Raw genomic sequence first — 13721 nt, 5'->3', positions numbered from 1 at the left:
CCTCGCTTGCACGCTACTGCACCCCGCCACTGGCGGGGTGTTCTGTTTCAGGGTGGCGGCTGCAGCCGCACGTCGATCCGAACCCGCGGCCAGCAAATTCCGCGCCCGCGTTCCGCCTCGCGATGGTGGCACCCCTGCTGCGGACCAGCATTCCCCGGTTTGAAAATGCGGCTGCGAGGGCTGTTGGTCTTTGCCGGCGTAGTGCGTAGGCTCGGTGCGACGGCAACGGGAGAGTGACATGTGGGACAAACGATATGGTGCCGAGGAATATGCCTATGGCACGGAACCGAACGACTTCCTTGTCGAAGTCGCCGATCGCTTGCCGATGGGGCGCATCCTGTGCCTGGCCGAGGGCGAGGGGCGCAATGCCGTCTGGCTGGCGCAACACGGCTACAAGGTGACGGCTGTGGATGCTTCGGCGGTCGGGTGCCGAAAGGCCGAGCTGTTGGCACAGGAACGCGGCGTCGAGATCACCGTGATCAACGCAGATCTGGCAGAATTCCGCATCGAACCCGGCGTCTGGGACGGAATCGTCAAGATCTTCGGGCACCTGCCGCCGGCACTCCGTCGCGAGGTGCACGAGGGATGCGTGGCCGGCCTGAAACCGGGCGGCAGGATGGTGCTCGAAGCCTACACCCGCGACCAGTTGCAGCGAGACACGGGCGGCCCGCCGGTCGCGGAGTTGATGATGGATGCCGAAAGCCTGCGGGACGAGCTCAAGGGGCTCGATTTCGAGATCCTGCAGGAAACGGTGCGGGATGTTCAAGAAGGCCGGCACCACGACGGGCCGGGTGCCGTCGTGCAGATGCTTGCCGTGCAGCCCGGTCCCTGACCCCAGGAAGGGTCATTCGCCCGGGCGCGTCATCTCGAACGTTTCGGTGACATGGGTGAAGTCGCGGTAGCCCATCCGCGCAAGCGGCAGGAAGGTGGTGACGTCGAACCGGCCGTCCTTCAGACAATCGTCGCGCATGTGAATGCCGGTCACCTCGCCAAAGGCGACCAGGTTCGACTTCCCTTCCAGCTCCACGATCTGGGTCAGACGGCATTCCAGCGTCGCTGGCGCGTCCGCCACGCGACCGCAGTCGATGCTCTCGCACTCGGCCCGCCGCAACCCGGCCATCTCCATCTCGTCGACGTCCTTGTCCCAGGGGCCGGACGTCAGGTTCATCGCCTCCCTCATGGCGTATTCGACGATGTTCACCGCGAAGACCCCGGTGTCGCGGATGTTCGCCAGCGTGTCCTTGGTGCCGTCGCGGTCATGCTTCTTGCCGGTGGTTGCAAACATCACCTGCGGCGGGGTGTAGGCAACGGCGTTGAAGAAGGAATAGGGGGCGAGGTTCTCCGACCCGTCGGTGCCGCGCGTGGCGATCCATCCGATCGGGCGTGGGGCCACGATGGCGTTGAAGGGGTTGTGAGGCAGCCCGTGGCCGTCTTCAGGGCGATAGAACATATCTGGCGTCTCCTTTGTAAAAGACCTAACGCTGTGCGGGGGCTGTTTCCAGCCGGAAAGACGAGGCGAGCACGGTGGAGCTGACACAGGAGCTGGACGAGGATTGGTGGGAGGTCGAGGCGCTGTTCGACCTCTGTTTCGCTCCGGGCCGGGAGGCATTGTCCTCCTACCGGTTGCGGGATGGTGTCGATCCGGTCGCCGAGCTTTGCCGTGTCGCGCGGGAGGACGGGATCCTCTCCGGGGCGATCCGCGCGTGGCCGGTGCGGATCTCCGGCCATTCGGCGGCCCTCATCGGTCCGGTGGCTGTTCACCCTACACACCAGGGCGAAGGGCTAGGCGGGGCGATGATCCGTGACGTGGTTGCCCGCGGTGCAGAGATCGGCTGGCATCGCATGTTGCTGGTCGGAGACGCGCCCTACTACGGTCGCTTCGGCTTCAGCCGGCTTGACGACGTGATCATGCCGCCGCCCACGAACCCGGAACGTGTGCTCGGTTTCGGCGACTGGACGGGCGTGCGGGGGAACGTCGTGCGCGCGGCGGCGGCCGGCGCACCGCCAGCCCATCAGGCCGGCGGAAACCCGGTTTCGTAGCCGTAGTTCGGTCGCACACCGAGCCGACGAGAGGCCTCTGCAATCGTCTCGCAAACCCGGTCGATTGAGCCCCAGTTGGTGGGCGAGCTTCCGGCCAGACGCCGGTTGCGGCGCAGGACGGCCCGGATCAGGTCGATCTGGTCGGCTGGCACTTCCCAGAGCACCTCGGTCGCCTGTCCGGCTTCGGGCGGCATGTAGCCGCGCCAGGAAATCCGCTCCAGAACTTGCCGCGCTTGCTCACTCCGGCTGCGCGGAATCTCCATCGTCAGAACATCATCCACGTTTTCTGGTCTCCCCAGGTGTGGCACGCCGCAACGGCGCACTCGTCACGTGGCCGGCAAGAACAGGCCGGCCGTATTGCATGTTCGCGCGGAGCAGGCTGGGGATGAGACGCCGGCTGTCGCGTGTTTCGCGGCATCCCTGATCCGGGAACGGCCATCATCGCGACCCGAAGAGGGCGGGGCAAGTCACCGAAACACGGGATTGACAAAGGCGCGCGTGCGGAGTTGGGCAGGGCGCGGTCGTGGCGGACCTCAGCCCTGTTGCCGGAGCCAGTCCATGACTGCCGGACGTACCGACTGTGCTCCGCTGGCCCGCGCCTCGTCGATCACCTCGCGCACCTCCGAGAGGTTGGAGCGGCGCAGCAGGTGTTTGACCGGCCCGATGGAGGCCGGGCGCATCGACAGTGTGCGGAAACCCATGGCGGAAAAACACAGCGCCTCCACGGGCCGCCCGGCGTCTTCTCCGCAGAAGCTGAGGGGCGTCCGGGATTCCTTGCAGCGCATGACGATCCATTCGAGGAAGGTCAGGAAGGACACGTTCAGCGTGTCGTAGCGACGGCGCACCCGTTCGTTCTCCCGGTCGGCTGCAAAGAAGAACTGCTTCAGATCGTTGCCGCCGACAGAGATGAAATCTGCCATGTCGAAGAACTGCTTGGGTGCGAACGCAAGGCTCGGGGTCTCCAGCATCGCGCCGACCTCGACCTCCTCCGGCAGCACGTGGCCGAGCTTGTCCTCGTGTTCCAGCTCGTCGAAGAACCGTTGCCGCACGGTGCGGAATTCGTCGAACTGGGCAACGAAGGGGAACATGATGGAGAGCGGCCGCCCGTTGGCCGCCCGGATCAGGGCCTGCAATTGCATCCGCATGACGCCGGGCTTGTCGAGCCCGACACGGATTGCCCGCCAGCCAAGCGCCGGGTTGGGCTCGTCCTGCGGCTTCATGTAGGGCAGCACCTTGTCCGACCCGATGTCGAGGGTACGGAAGACCACCCGCTTGTCGCCCGCGGCGTCCAGCACGCGGGAATAGAGGCTGGCCAGCTCGCCGCGGCGCGGCACCTTGGAGCGGACGAGAAACTGCAATTCGGTACGGAACAGGCCGACACCATCGGCACCCGACGACCGCAGCGACGGCAGGTCGGCCATGAGGCCGGCGTTCATGTCGAGCCGGATGGTCGGGCCGTAGACCGTCGTGGCCGGCACCCGACGGATGGAGGCGTAGCGTTCCTGGGCCTTGGTGGCCATCGCCATCTTGTCCCGGAAGGCCGTGGCGACCGTATCCTCGGGGCGAAGGTGAATGATCCCCTGGTCGCCATCGAGCAACACGTGGTCGCCGTTCAGCGCCTCCGTGGTGATGCGTTCGGCGTTGATCACCAGCGGGATGGCCAGGGCTCTGGCGACAATGGCCGCATGGCTGCCCACGGAGCCCTCTTCGAGGATGATCCCCCGCAGGCCGCGACCGTATGCCAGCAACTCGCCGGGACCGATATTGCGTGCCACGAGGATCGGGTTGTCCGGCATTTCCACGCCGGTATCGTCACCCTGGCCCGTCAGCAGACGCAGAAGGCGGTTGGACAGGTCATCGAGATCATGCAGCCGTTCCCTGAGATAGGGATCGGGAACCTGCTCCATCCGGGCCCGGGCCGCCGTCTGTTCCTTCTCCACCGCGGCTTCGGCAGAAAGGCCGCGCTGGATGTCGCCCTCCATCCGGCGCAACCAGCCCTTGGAGTTGGCGAACATGCGGTAGGCTTCCAGCACTTCGCGCTGGTCCTTCTCTGTCGCATCGGTGCCGGTCAGCATTTCGTCGACGGAGATCCGCAGCTTGTCCACAGCCTTGCGCAGGCGATGAAGCTCGGCTTCGGAATCATCGGCGAAGGGGTTGGTGACGACCACCCGTGGCTCGTGCAGCAGCACGTTGCCTTCGGCAGCGCCCTCCTGCGCGGACAGCCCTCGCACCATGACCGAATGCTGGTGCGGGGCGGCCATTGCCGCGCCTTCGCCGACGAAGGCGCCAAGCTCCGCCATCTCCGCCAGCACCATGGCGACAACTTCCAGCGCGTAAACCTCGTCTTCGCCGTAGGGCGTCGGCTCCTTGGACTGGACGACGAGCACGCCAAGGCGCTCGCCCAACCGTTGAATGGGCACGCCGAGAAAGGCGGAGTAGATCTCCTCACCGGTCTCCGGCATGTAGCGGAACCCGGCCTCGGACGGCGCGTTCCCGGTATTGATCGGCTGGGTGGAGGCGGCGACGCGCCCGACAAGGCCTTCGCCCATGCGCATCCGGGTCTTGTGTACGGCTTCGGTGTTCAGGCCCTCGGTGGCGCAAAGCTCCAGAGTGTCGGCATCGCGGAACAGGTAGATGGAACAGACAGGCGTTGCCATTTCCTCGGCGATGAGCGCCGTGATGCGGTCAAGCCGTTCCTGTCCTTCGGCTGGCTCGGCAAGCGCCTGCTTCAGCCGGCCCAGCAGCCGTCGGCTGCCGCTGCTGTCGCTGTTCTCCGGCTTCACTGCCTGCTCTCCGTCTGTCCCGGTTCCTGCCAACCACGTTGTGTAGACCATAGTCCGTCGCGAAACAAAATAACAAACACCCCGGTGATGGCGGTAACACCGTTAACGATTTCACTCTCATGCCGTGCGCAGGCGAGTGCCCGAGGATTGGGCGTGCCCGGTCTGCGGCAGCGGCTCAGGGCGCGGGGGGCGTTCCCGTTGTGCCCGGTGCCGCGGCATTACGGCACGCCGGCGGTGGCCCAGGCAAGTTGCGCCTCCGTCTCGACCGCGCCCGGGCGGAGCGTGCGAAGCTCGGCAAGCGCGGAAGCGGGATCGACGCCGCGTTCCACCATCAGGCGCAATGCCACCATTCCGGATCGGCCGCGACCGCCCCGGCAATGCAGCAGAACCTTGCGTCCGGCATCAAGTTCCGCATGCAAGGCTCTGGAAAGATTTGCCCATTGCGCGTCGCTCGCTGCTTGCGGCGCGCCAAAGTCGGTGATTGGCAACGCGTGCCAGATAATGCCGGCGGCGTCGAGCGCGATGGGCAGATCCTGCGCGCCGAGGCGCTGCATTTCTTCCGTCGGTGTCATCGAGACGACTGCCGCGGCGCCCCAATCCCGGATCGTTTCCACATCCGTGGCGAGCGACGATTCATGTCCCGGCAGCGGGGCAACCCCGAGCGTGCCACGCTCCAAAGGCACGGCCGCAATCTCGAACATGTGACGCTCCCACGTTTCGTCAGTGTTTGCCGCTGGCACCGATCCTGCGGCGCCCGGCTCGAATGCGCGGGCGCCTGCGCGTCGGCGGCGTGTTCCTCGTCAATCCCGCGCGTGGGGGTCGCGAGCGCGAAGTGACCTCGGCCAGCGGCGACCCCTCGCGGTTGGGCGCGGATGTCGCGATTCGATCAGGTCTCGATCAGGCGGTCTTCTCAAGTTCGAACGTGTCATGCAGCGCCTGCACGGCCAGTTCGAGGTACTTGCGGTCGATCAGGACGGAGATCTTGATCTCCGACGTGGTGATGACCTTGATGTTGATGCCCTCGTCGGACAGCGCGTCGAACATCTTTGCCGCGACGCCGGTGTGGGACCGCATGCCGATGCCGACGACCGAGACCTTGCAAACCTCGTTGTCCACGACGATGTCGTGGTAGTTGATCAACCCGTTTTCGCGGGCTTCCTGCACTGCGCGGTCGGCGCGGGCCACCTGGTTGGTGGGGCAGGAGAAGGTCATGTCCGTACGGCCTTCCTCCGAAATGTTCTGGATGATCATGTCCACGTTCACCCCGCCTTCGGACAGGGTGCCGAAGATCGCGGCGGCGACGCCGGGACGGTCAGCTACAGATACGAGCGTGACCTTGGCTTCATCGCGGCTGTAGGCCACGCCGGAGACGACATTGCTTTCCATGATTTCCTCCTCGTCGCAGACCAGCGTGCCTGCGTTGGGGTCATATTCTTCGAAGCTGGAGAGAACCCGGAGCGGCACCTTGTAGCGCATCGCGAGTTCAACCGAACGGGTTTGCAGGACCTTCGCACCGAGGCTGGCAAGTTCCAGCATCTCCTCGAAGGCGATCTTGTCGAGCTTGCGGGCCTTGTCGGAGATCCGCGGATCGGTGGTGTAGACGCCATCGACATCGGTGTAGATATCGCAGCGTTCGGCACCGAAGGCGGCGGCGAATGCCACGGCAGTGGTGTCGGAGCCGCCACGACCCAGCGTGGTGATACGACCCTCTTCCGAGATGCCCTGGAAGCCTGCCACGACCCCCACCTTCATGCCCTCGGCGAACTTGGCGTTCATGTTGTCGGTCGGGATCTCCTCGATCCGCGCGGAGGCGTGGGCGCTGGAGGTCTTCAGCGGCACCTGCCAGCCCTGCCAAGAGCGGGCCGGGATGTTCATTTCCTGCAAGGTCAGGGCCATGAGGCCGGCGGTCACGTTTTCGCCGGAGCTGACGACGGCGTCGTATTCGCGGGCATCGAACAACGGAGAGGTCTCCTCGACCCAGCCAACGAGTTCGTTGGTCTTGCCTGCCATGGCGGAGACGATGACGATCACGTCGTACCCGTTGGCGACCTCGCGGCCGACACGCTTCGCTGCCCGCCTGATGCGGTCCAGCGTGGCGACCGATGTGCCGCCGAATTTCATCACCAGAAGTGGCATGATGCGCGCCTATCCCTTCCTGCTTTTTCGCTGGCGGGCATAGGCGATGGGCGGACCGGACGCAAGGGCAGGGGAGAAGGCGCGCGCGGGGGCGTGTTGCCAAATGGGACCGGTGTTGGCGTTAACGCATACCGGGTTTGACGCAGGTCAATGACGGGGCCCTGCAGGGAGCGTCACAAATTTTCTGCAAAACAGAAGGAGAGACGCTATGTCCCACGTCCCCCATGAGCTCGCGGAGGAATTCCCCGAACAGCAGGAGTTGATCCCGGCGCTGATCGATCGCGACCCCGTGTTCGCCGCGCTGGTGAAGGAATACTCCGCCCTCAACATTCGGGTTCACCAGTCCGAGGTTCACGAGCGGCCGATGGAAGAACTGGCCGAGCATCAACTGCGCAAGCGGCGCATGTTCCTCAAGGACGAAATCTACCGCAGGCTCCGGACGGCGGCATAGGGGGCGTGCGGCGGGCGAACCGCCCCGTCACTCCCCGATTTCATAGGGAAGGACGTCACGCCGGTCCGGCGTGAAGCGCAGTTTCTGTTCCAGTGGCGGGATCGACCGTTGGTGGCAAGAGCGCCGCTCGCAGATCCGGCAGGAGGTTCCGATAGGTTCATAGGCGGAGGGCGTTCCGGTATCGAGCCCGTCGGCATAGACGAGGTTGGGCGCATGCGCGACCTCGCAGCCGAGCGCGATGGCGTAGCGCCGGTCCGGTGCGCCCCAGGCGCCTCCCGATTTCGACACATCCCGCGCCAGCAGGATGTAGCGTTCGCCGTCTGGTGTCTCGGCCAGTTGGCGCAGGAAGTGGGACGGCGTTTCGAACGCCCGGTGAACGTTCCAGAGCGGGCAGGCGCCGCCGAAACGCGCGAATTGCATGCGGGTTGCGGAGTGACGCTTGGTGATCGTGCCGGCCTGGTCCACCCGGACGAAGAAGAACGGAACCCCCTTGTCGCCAGTGCGTTGCAGGGTGGAAAGCCGGTGCGTCACCTGTTCGATCGAAGCGCCGAAACGCTGCGCGAGCCGTTCGATGTCGTGGCGTGTCTCCTGCGCGGCGGCGCGGAACCGGCCATAGGGCAGCAAGGCCGCGCCGGCAAAGTAGTTGGCCAGCCCGATCCTCGCGATGGCGCGGGCGTCCGCGGTCTGGAAGCGGGCCAGATCCAATGTCGCTTCCAGCAAGTCGTTCTGTGTCAGAAGGGCGACCTGGTGCAGGATCTGGAAGTTCCGCGTCGCCACGCCGACCCGTGCCGACAATGTCAGGCGGCGGGTCTCGGGATCAAAGGTCCGCAATCCGGTTTCTTCGCAGACAAAAAGGGTTATGCCGCGCTCTTCAAGCGCCTTTCTGGCGGCTGCCATCGGGTCGGCGCCTGCGAAATGCTCGGCCGCGCGATCCACCGCGTCGATGTAGTTGTCGCAGTAGTGGAAGAAGTCCCGGACCTCTTCCCAGGGAAGCTGGGCCACATCCTCGCTGCCCTGACCGAGGGCGGCGTCGAGGGAGACCAGCCGTTCCTGCGTCCGCCGGTAGGCGCTGTGCAGCTCCAGGAAGGCGCGCGTGAGCGCTGGCGCATTCGAGGCGGCGAGTCGCAAGTCGGCCAGCGGAACGCTGTCGGAGAACACCGGATCGGCGAGAGCTTCGCGCATGTCGGAAACCAGGCGTTCGGTGTCACCGGAACTGAGCTCTGTGACGTCGAGCCCGAACTCCTGTGCCAGCGCCAGCACCACGGAGGTGGAGATGGGCCGGTGGTTGTTCTCCATCTGGTTCAGATAGGGCAGCGATACGCCAAGCTTGGCGGCAAAGGCCTTCTGGGTCAGGCTGAGCCGGGTGCGGATTTCGTGCAGCTTGACGCCGGCATAGAGTTTCTTCTGGGCCATGGGGTTTCTTTGCAGCTTCGCGTTTCAGCGATCTACGCTTTGCAAAGCTCAGCTTGCAAGCTGCAATTCCCGCTCCCGCAAAATCACGTAGATAATGGCGATCAGCGACAGCGCGGAGGAGGCCGCCATGAGGATCTGCAAGGGCATTGCCGTGGTGCGGCCCTCCAGCAGCACCCCTGCCAGAACCGAAAGCGCGGCTCCGCCGCCGATCATGATCGCGCCGCCCAATCCGCTGGCCGTCCCCGCAAGCTGCGGTCGCACCGAAAGAAGGCCGGCGCTGGCATTCGGTACGACCAGCCCGTTGCCGATGCCGACAGTGGTGGTGAAGGCAAAGAACGGGACGGGCCCGGAGACCCCGAGGGCGCCAAGGAGGACAGAGACGCTCAGCCCGACAGAGGCGATCGCCGTCCCGAGGAGGATCAGCGGGTTGATCCCCACCCGTGCCGCGAAGCGACCCGACAGGAAGTTCCCGAACGTGTAGCCGATGGCGGGCGCGCCGAAGCAGATCCCGGCCCAGAACGGGGTGAGCCCGAAGATGTGGTCGGCGGCATAGGGGGCTCCGCCGAGGAAGGCGAAGAAGGCGCCGGAGGCGAAGGCCGCGGACATCGCATAGCCCCAGAAGCGGCGCGACAGCAGCAGTTCGGGATAATCCCTGATCTGGTCTGCAAAGCGGATGCCGGTGCTGGTCGCCGTTTCGCCAAGGTCGCGCCAGCAGAGCCAGCCGAGCGCACCGCCCGACATCATCAGGAAGACGAAGATCGCCCGCCAGCCGAAAAGCTCGTCCAGCAGGCCGCCGATCATCGGCGCGAACATCGGCACCAGCGACATGCCCATCGTGACGTAGCCGATCCTGGAGGCGGCTTCGTTCTGCGGGTACATATCCCGGACCACGGCGCGGGACAGCACGAGCCCGACCGCGACGAAGGCCTGCGCCATGCGGCAGGCCAGGAACACCTCCACATTGGGCGCGAGCATGCACCCCAGTGTCGCAAGCAGGAAGACCACGAGCGCCCAGAGCACCACCGGACGGCGTCCGAAGCGATCGGACAGCGGGCCAATAAAGATCTGCATCACGGCGGTGGTCGCCAAATAAAGCGACACCGAGAGTTGCATGACGGTGTAGTCGGTGCCGAAATGCTCCGTCATTGCCGGCAGAGACGGCAGGAAGACACTCATGTTCATGGCCGAAAGACCGGCCAGGAGAACGAGTGTGACGATATGTGGCGGTGTGCTGCGGTCGAGAAAAACCGGCCGTGCATGGGTGGTCATTCCCCCGACCTAGGTGTCTGGCGAAAGAAAGTCCATCTATGCTTGGGGAATCCGACCAATATGATGGGTGTTTGCTGATTTGCGATTTGCCAAACTTTGACTGTCAACACTTTGCAAATTTTCCAATTCGGACTTCCGGCACACCCGGTCCATGGGCTAGGCGATGGAAAGGGAAATTAAGGGGACGGGAACATGAAGCACATTTTGGCCGAGTTGGAGACCCGTCGTGCCTCGGCACGGCTTGGCGGCGGACAGCGCCGGATCGACAGCCAGCACAAGAAAGGCAAGCTCACGGCCCGCGAGCGAATCGAACTTCTGCTCGACGAGGACACGTTCGAAGAGTTCGACATGTTCGTCACCCACCGCTGCACCGATTTCGGCATGGAGGACGACAAGCCGGCCGGCGACGGCGTGGTCACCGGGTGGGGCACGATCAACGGTCGCATGGTCTACGTGTTCAGCCAGGATTTCACCGTCTTCGGTGGCTCTCTCAGTCAGACTCACGCGCAGAAGATCTGCAAGATCATGGATATGGCGGTCCAGAATGGCGCCCCGGTGATCGGGATCAACGATTCCGGTGGCGCGCGGATCCAGGAGGGCGTCGACAGCCTCGCGGGCTATGCGGAGGTGTTCCAGCGCAATATCGAGGCGTCGGGCATCATCCCGCAGATCTCCGTGATCATGGGGCCATGCGCGGGTGGCGCCGTCTACTCGCCGGCGATGACCGACTTCATCTTCATGGTGAAGGACACCTCCTACATGTTCGTGACCGGTCCCGACGTGGTGAAGACCGTGACCAACGAGGTCGTGACGGCGGAGGAGCTTGGCGGTGCCTCCACACATACGAAAAAGTCCTCGGTGGCCGACGGTGCCTTCGACAATGACGTCGAAGCACTGGCAGAGATTCGGCGCCTGTTCGACTTTCTGCCAACGAACAACCGGCAGAAAGCGCCCGTCCGGCCGTTTTTCGATGCGCCGGACAGGATTGACGACAGCCTCGATACGCTGATCCCCGACAATGCCAACATGCCCTACGACATGAAGGAACTGATCAACAAGATCGCGGACGAGGGCGACTTCTTCGAGATACAGGAGGAGCACGCAAAGAACATCATCACCGGGTTCATCCGGCTGGAGGGGCAGACCACGGGCGTCGTTGCCAACCAGCCGATGGTGCTGGCGGGGTGCCTCGACATCGACAGTTCCAAGAAGGCGGCCCGTTTCGTCCGCTTCTGCGATGCCTTCGAAATCCCGATCCTGACCTTGGTCGATGTGCCCGGCTTCATGCCTGGCACGGATCAGGAATATGGCGGCGTTATCAAGCATGGCGCGAAGCTTCTCTTTGCCTTTGGTGAGGCCACGGTGCCGAAGGTGACTGTGATCACCCGCAAGGCCTATGGCGGCGCCTACGACGTGATGAGTTCAAAGCACCTGAAAGGCGATATCAACTACGCCTGGCCGACGGCCGAAATCGCGGTGATGGGCGCCAAGGGGGCGGTGGAGATCCTGTATCGCTCGGATCTTGGCGATGCGGAGAAGATCGCACGGCATACCAAGAGCTACGAGGACCGCTTCGCCAATCCCTTCGTTGCGGCCGAGCGGGGCTTCATCGATGAAGTCATCCTGCCGCGGCGGACCCGACTTCGTGTCGCACGCGCCTTCGCGAGCCTTCGCAACAAAAAGCGGGCGATGCCGTGGAAGAAGCACAACAACATTCCACTCTGAGTAGGCTCGGGGCGGCCACACCGGCCGCACGCGATGTGGCGACAAAGACAGACGGAGACGATTGCGAATGACGTCAGGAGGACAGCCATGAGCCGGGATCGCTGGCACATCCGGCGCGATGGGCCGGTGCTGACGCTGGCCCGCCGGCTGCCGGCGCGCTTCGATGTCGCGGTCGCCACCGAACTACCGCCGGGCGGACGTCAACGAGTGGCGAGCCAGATCCGGCAGGACCTCTGGCGGGCATTGCAGCACCAGCGCGGGTTTTCCCCGGTCGTCGAGGTGACGACGATCGCTGGTGGACTTCGGGTGCGTGCAGGTGGCCGTGTGGATGGCGCTTTCAGCCGATGCGCGCTGGAGGGCCGGATCCGCGCCGTGCTGGAAGACCCGGCGCGGCGGGATCGCTGGTGCCGCGTGGCCGGAAAGGGACGGGGGACGGGATGCGCCTGATCGGACTGGGATGGGCATTGGCCTTTTTTGCCGCCGCAGCCGTGGCGCAGGATGCCGGCTTGGAGGCGTCGTTCCACGACCTGATCGTCGAACAGCAATCGGATGGCCAGACCTGGCTGACGCTTCGGTTCGTCTCTCCCAGGATCGGCCCGGAGGATGGCGAGCTGGGGTACGAGGAAGTTGCCGGCGATCTGGACCGCCTGTGCGATCTGCATGGGATGACGGCGGTGGAGGAAAGCGGCGGCGCCGATCAGGTCTACATCACCCTGATGGATCGCGTGATCGAGCGCGGCGTCTACGACCCCGAGGCAACCATGTATATCGGCGCCTACAAGCCGACGGCGGATGGCTGCGTCTGGCAATGACTAGAGGGCAGGAGCAGGGGCCGATGCGCCCGCAAGGAGAATGACATGCTGAAGCACCGCGGCTTCCCGGGGCGACTGACCGGGACCGATTTCCAGTTCACGCTGCGGCGCGAGAACAAGGGCGGCGCGACCCCGCTGAAGGCGCGCAAACGGCACGCCGACAGGAAACCGGCGGACAAACGCGCCGACGCGGCCTTCCTGCAGGCGATCCTGGAGCATTTCGGTGATCAACCCTTCGAACGAGGCAATCTGGACGCCGGTCGGCTGAGCTGGTTGTTCGGACAGGAAGTCGTGCCGGCAGAGGACCCGTTCGACCCGGCATCCTACGAGGCCATGCTGGTCGTCGATCTCTCGGTGATCAAACGGACTTTTCCCGATGTGCTCGACAAGTTCGACATCATCGAGGATGACGCGGGAGAAGATTGGGCGTGAAGTCGCCGACGGGATCTCTCAACCGGCAGGTTCCGGCTGATCGTGGCGTGTTGAAATACTGCCTCTTGGCAGATTGCACGCGCTGCGCAAGCGTGGCTCTGGGCCGGTCGCATCCCAGCACCCCCCCCCACTGGCCCGGTAACTACAGACGTACCCCTTTCTACTTTTGGCGGCCGTGTTCCAGCAAGACACGGCCGCCGCTTTTCCGTGGCCGCAGTTTCGGCTGTTTGTTGCCGAGACCTGTGAACGCGGGATTTAAGCCCGTCGCCAAATGCGCCATAGCCTCCGACAGCCAAACCAAAAACGGAGCAGAAAAATGGCACACTCTCTCAGGATTCTTGCAGCTATCGCCATCGTGGGCCTCCTGGCCGCCTGCGATTCCAACACCAACCTGGAGAATGCTGGCATCGGCGCCGCAACCGGCGCCGGCGTGGCGGCCGTTACCGGCACGAGTGTCGCCACCGGAACCGCGATCGGCGCGGCGGCAGGCGCCCTTACCAACGAAGTCAAGAAGGCGGCCCGCTAGCGGTCCGATTCCGACACTGCGGCCGCAGAGGATGCAGCGGCCGCAACCCGGTAATACCGAATTGGGCGGAGATTTCGCCCGGAAATTGAGATATTTGGGGGCCATCGGAGCGAAAGACTCCGGTGGCCTTTCCT

At 64.6% G+C, this 13721-nt stretch carries 15 protein-coding genes; 8 read left to right on the top strand and 7 right to left on the bottom strand.

What is annotated here, in order from left to right; genetic code table 11:
• The first annotated feature begins 238 nt into the window (after window positions 1-238).
• Window positions 239-832, top strand: a complete 594-nt coding sequence (locus CLV78_RS06620; RefSeq protein ID WP_106204002.1) for an SAM-dependent methyltransferase — start codon at window positions 239-241, stop codon at window positions 830-832.
• Between the two features lie 12 nt (window positions 833-844).
• On the opposite strand, the gene CLV78_RS06615 is transcribed toward CLV78_RS06620, so the two are convergent.
• Complete coding sequence (locus CLV78_RS06615) at window positions 845-1450, bottom strand: flavin reductase family protein (RefSeq protein WP_106204001.1); 606 nt, start codon at window positions 1448-1450, stop codon at window positions 845-847.
• A gap of 74 nt (window positions 1451-1524) precedes the next feature.
• Between CLV78_RS06615 and CLV78_RS06610 the strand changes: the two genes are divergently transcribed.
• Complete coding sequence (locus tag CLV78_RS06610; protein WP_106204000.1) at window positions 1525-2040, top strand: GNAT family N-acetyltransferase; 516 nt, start codon at window positions 1525-1527, stop codon at window positions 2038-2040.
• On the opposite strand, the gene CLV78_RS06605 is transcribed toward CLV78_RS06610, so the two are convergent.
• The 4 genes from CLV78_RS06605 to CLV78_RS06590 all read right to left on the bottom strand — a co-directional run bounded on the left by CLV78_RS06605 (window position 2013) and on the right by CLV78_RS06590 (window position 6959).
• Window positions 2013-2321: a hypothetical protein gene (locus CLV78_RS06605; RefSeq protein ID WP_106203999.1), complete on the bottom strand. Its 309-nt coding sequence runs from the start codon at window positions 2319-2321 to the stop codon at window positions 2013-2015. The two genes, CLV78_RS06610 and CLV78_RS06605, sit on opposite strands and share 28 nt — an antisense overlap.
• A 252-nt stretch (window positions 2322-2573) precedes the next feature.
• Complete coding sequence (gene ptsP, locus CLV78_RS06600) at window positions 2574-4823, bottom strand: phosphoenolpyruvate--protein phosphotransferase (RefSeq protein ID WP_245924859.1); 2250 nt, start codon at window positions 4821-4823, stop codon at window positions 2574-2576.
• A gap of 218 nt (window positions 4824-5041) precedes the next feature.
• On the bottom strand, window positions 5042-5524 hold the full coding sequence (locus CLV78_RS06595; protein WP_106203997.1) for a phosphatase domain-containing putative toxin: 483 nt from the start codon (window positions 5522-5524) through the stop codon (window positions 5042-5044).
• A 196-nt stretch (window positions 5525-5720) separates the two neighbouring features.
• Window positions 5721-6959 carry an aspartate kinase gene (locus CLV78_RS06590; RefSeq protein WP_106203996.1) on the bottom strand — a complete coding sequence of 413 codons (1239 nt, stop codon included), beginning with the start codon at window positions 6957-6959 and terminating at the stop codon, window positions 5721-5723.
• A 208-nt stretch (window positions 6960-7167) separates the two neighbouring features.
• Here CLV78_RS06590 and CLV78_RS06585 point away from each other — a divergent pair, with 208 nt between their 5' ends.
• Entirely contained in the window at window positions 7168-7410 is a 243-nt protein-coding gene (locus tag CLV78_RS06585) for an HP1242/YdcH family protein (RefSeq protein ID WP_106203995.1), read from the top strand.
• A 27-nt stretch (window positions 7411-7437) separates the two neighbouring features.
• On the opposite strand, the gene CLV78_RS06580 is transcribed toward CLV78_RS06585, so the two are convergent.
• Complete coding sequence (locus CLV78_RS06580) at window positions 7438-8823, bottom strand: helix-turn-helix domain-containing protein (RefSeq protein WP_106203994.1); 1386 nt, start codon at window positions 8821-8823, stop codon at window positions 7438-7440.
• 48 nt (window positions 8824-8871) lie between these two features.
• Window positions 8872-10092 carry a multidrug effflux MFS transporter gene (locus CLV78_RS06575; RefSeq protein WP_106203993.1) on the bottom strand — a complete coding sequence of 407 codons (1221 nt, stop codon included), beginning with the start codon at window positions 10090-10092 and terminating at the stop codon, window positions 8872-8874.
• 192 nt (window positions 10093-10284) lie between these two features.
• On the opposite strand from CLV78_RS06575, the gene CLV78_RS06570 reads away from it, so the two are divergent.
• The 5 genes from CLV78_RS06570 to CLV78_RS06550 all read left to right on the top strand — a co-directional run bounded on the left by CLV78_RS06570 (window position 10285) and on the right by CLV78_RS06550 (window position 13587).
• Window positions 10285-11817, top strand: a complete 1533-nt coding sequence (locus CLV78_RS06570) for an acyl-CoA carboxylase subunit beta (RefSeq protein ID WP_106203992.1) — start codon at window positions 10285-10287, stop codon at window positions 11815-11817.
• Window positions 11818-11904: 87 nt separating this feature from the next.
• On the top strand, window positions 11905-12264 hold the full coding sequence (locus CLV78_RS06565; RefSeq protein WP_106203991.1) for a hypothetical protein: 360 nt from the start codon (window positions 11905-11907) through the stop codon (window positions 12262-12264).
• Window positions 12255-12629 (top strand): DUF6497 family protein, encoded by a 375-nt coding sequence (locus CLV78_RS06560; RefSeq protein WP_106203990.1) that lies wholly within the window; start codon window positions 12255-12257, stop codon window positions 12627-12629. Before CLV78_RS06565 ends, CLV78_RS06560 begins: the two co-directional genes overlap by 10 nt.
• A 45-nt stretch (window positions 12630-12674) precedes the next feature.
• Window positions 12675-13061: a hypothetical protein gene (locus CLV78_RS06555; protein WP_106203989.1), complete on the top strand. Its 387-nt coding sequence runs from the start codon at window positions 12675-12677 to the stop codon at window positions 13059-13061.
• A 316-nt stretch (window positions 13062-13377) separates the two neighbouring features.
• Complete coding sequence (locus tag CLV78_RS06550; protein ID WP_106203988.1) at window positions 13378-13587, top strand: hypothetical protein; 210 nt, start codon at window positions 13378-13380, stop codon at window positions 13585-13587.
• The last annotated feature ends 134 nt before the right edge of the window (window positions 13588-13721 follow it).

The sequence above is a fragment of the Aliiruegeria haliotis genome, assembly GCF_003003255.1.
Taxonomy (GTDB): domain Bacteria; phylum Pseudomonadota; class Alphaproteobacteria; order Rhodobacterales; family Rhodobacteraceae; genus Tropicimonas; species Tropicimonas haliotis.
The sequence above is the reverse complement of the archived record's forward strand: the minus strand, read 5'-3'. Positions and strand labels throughout refer to the sequence as shown.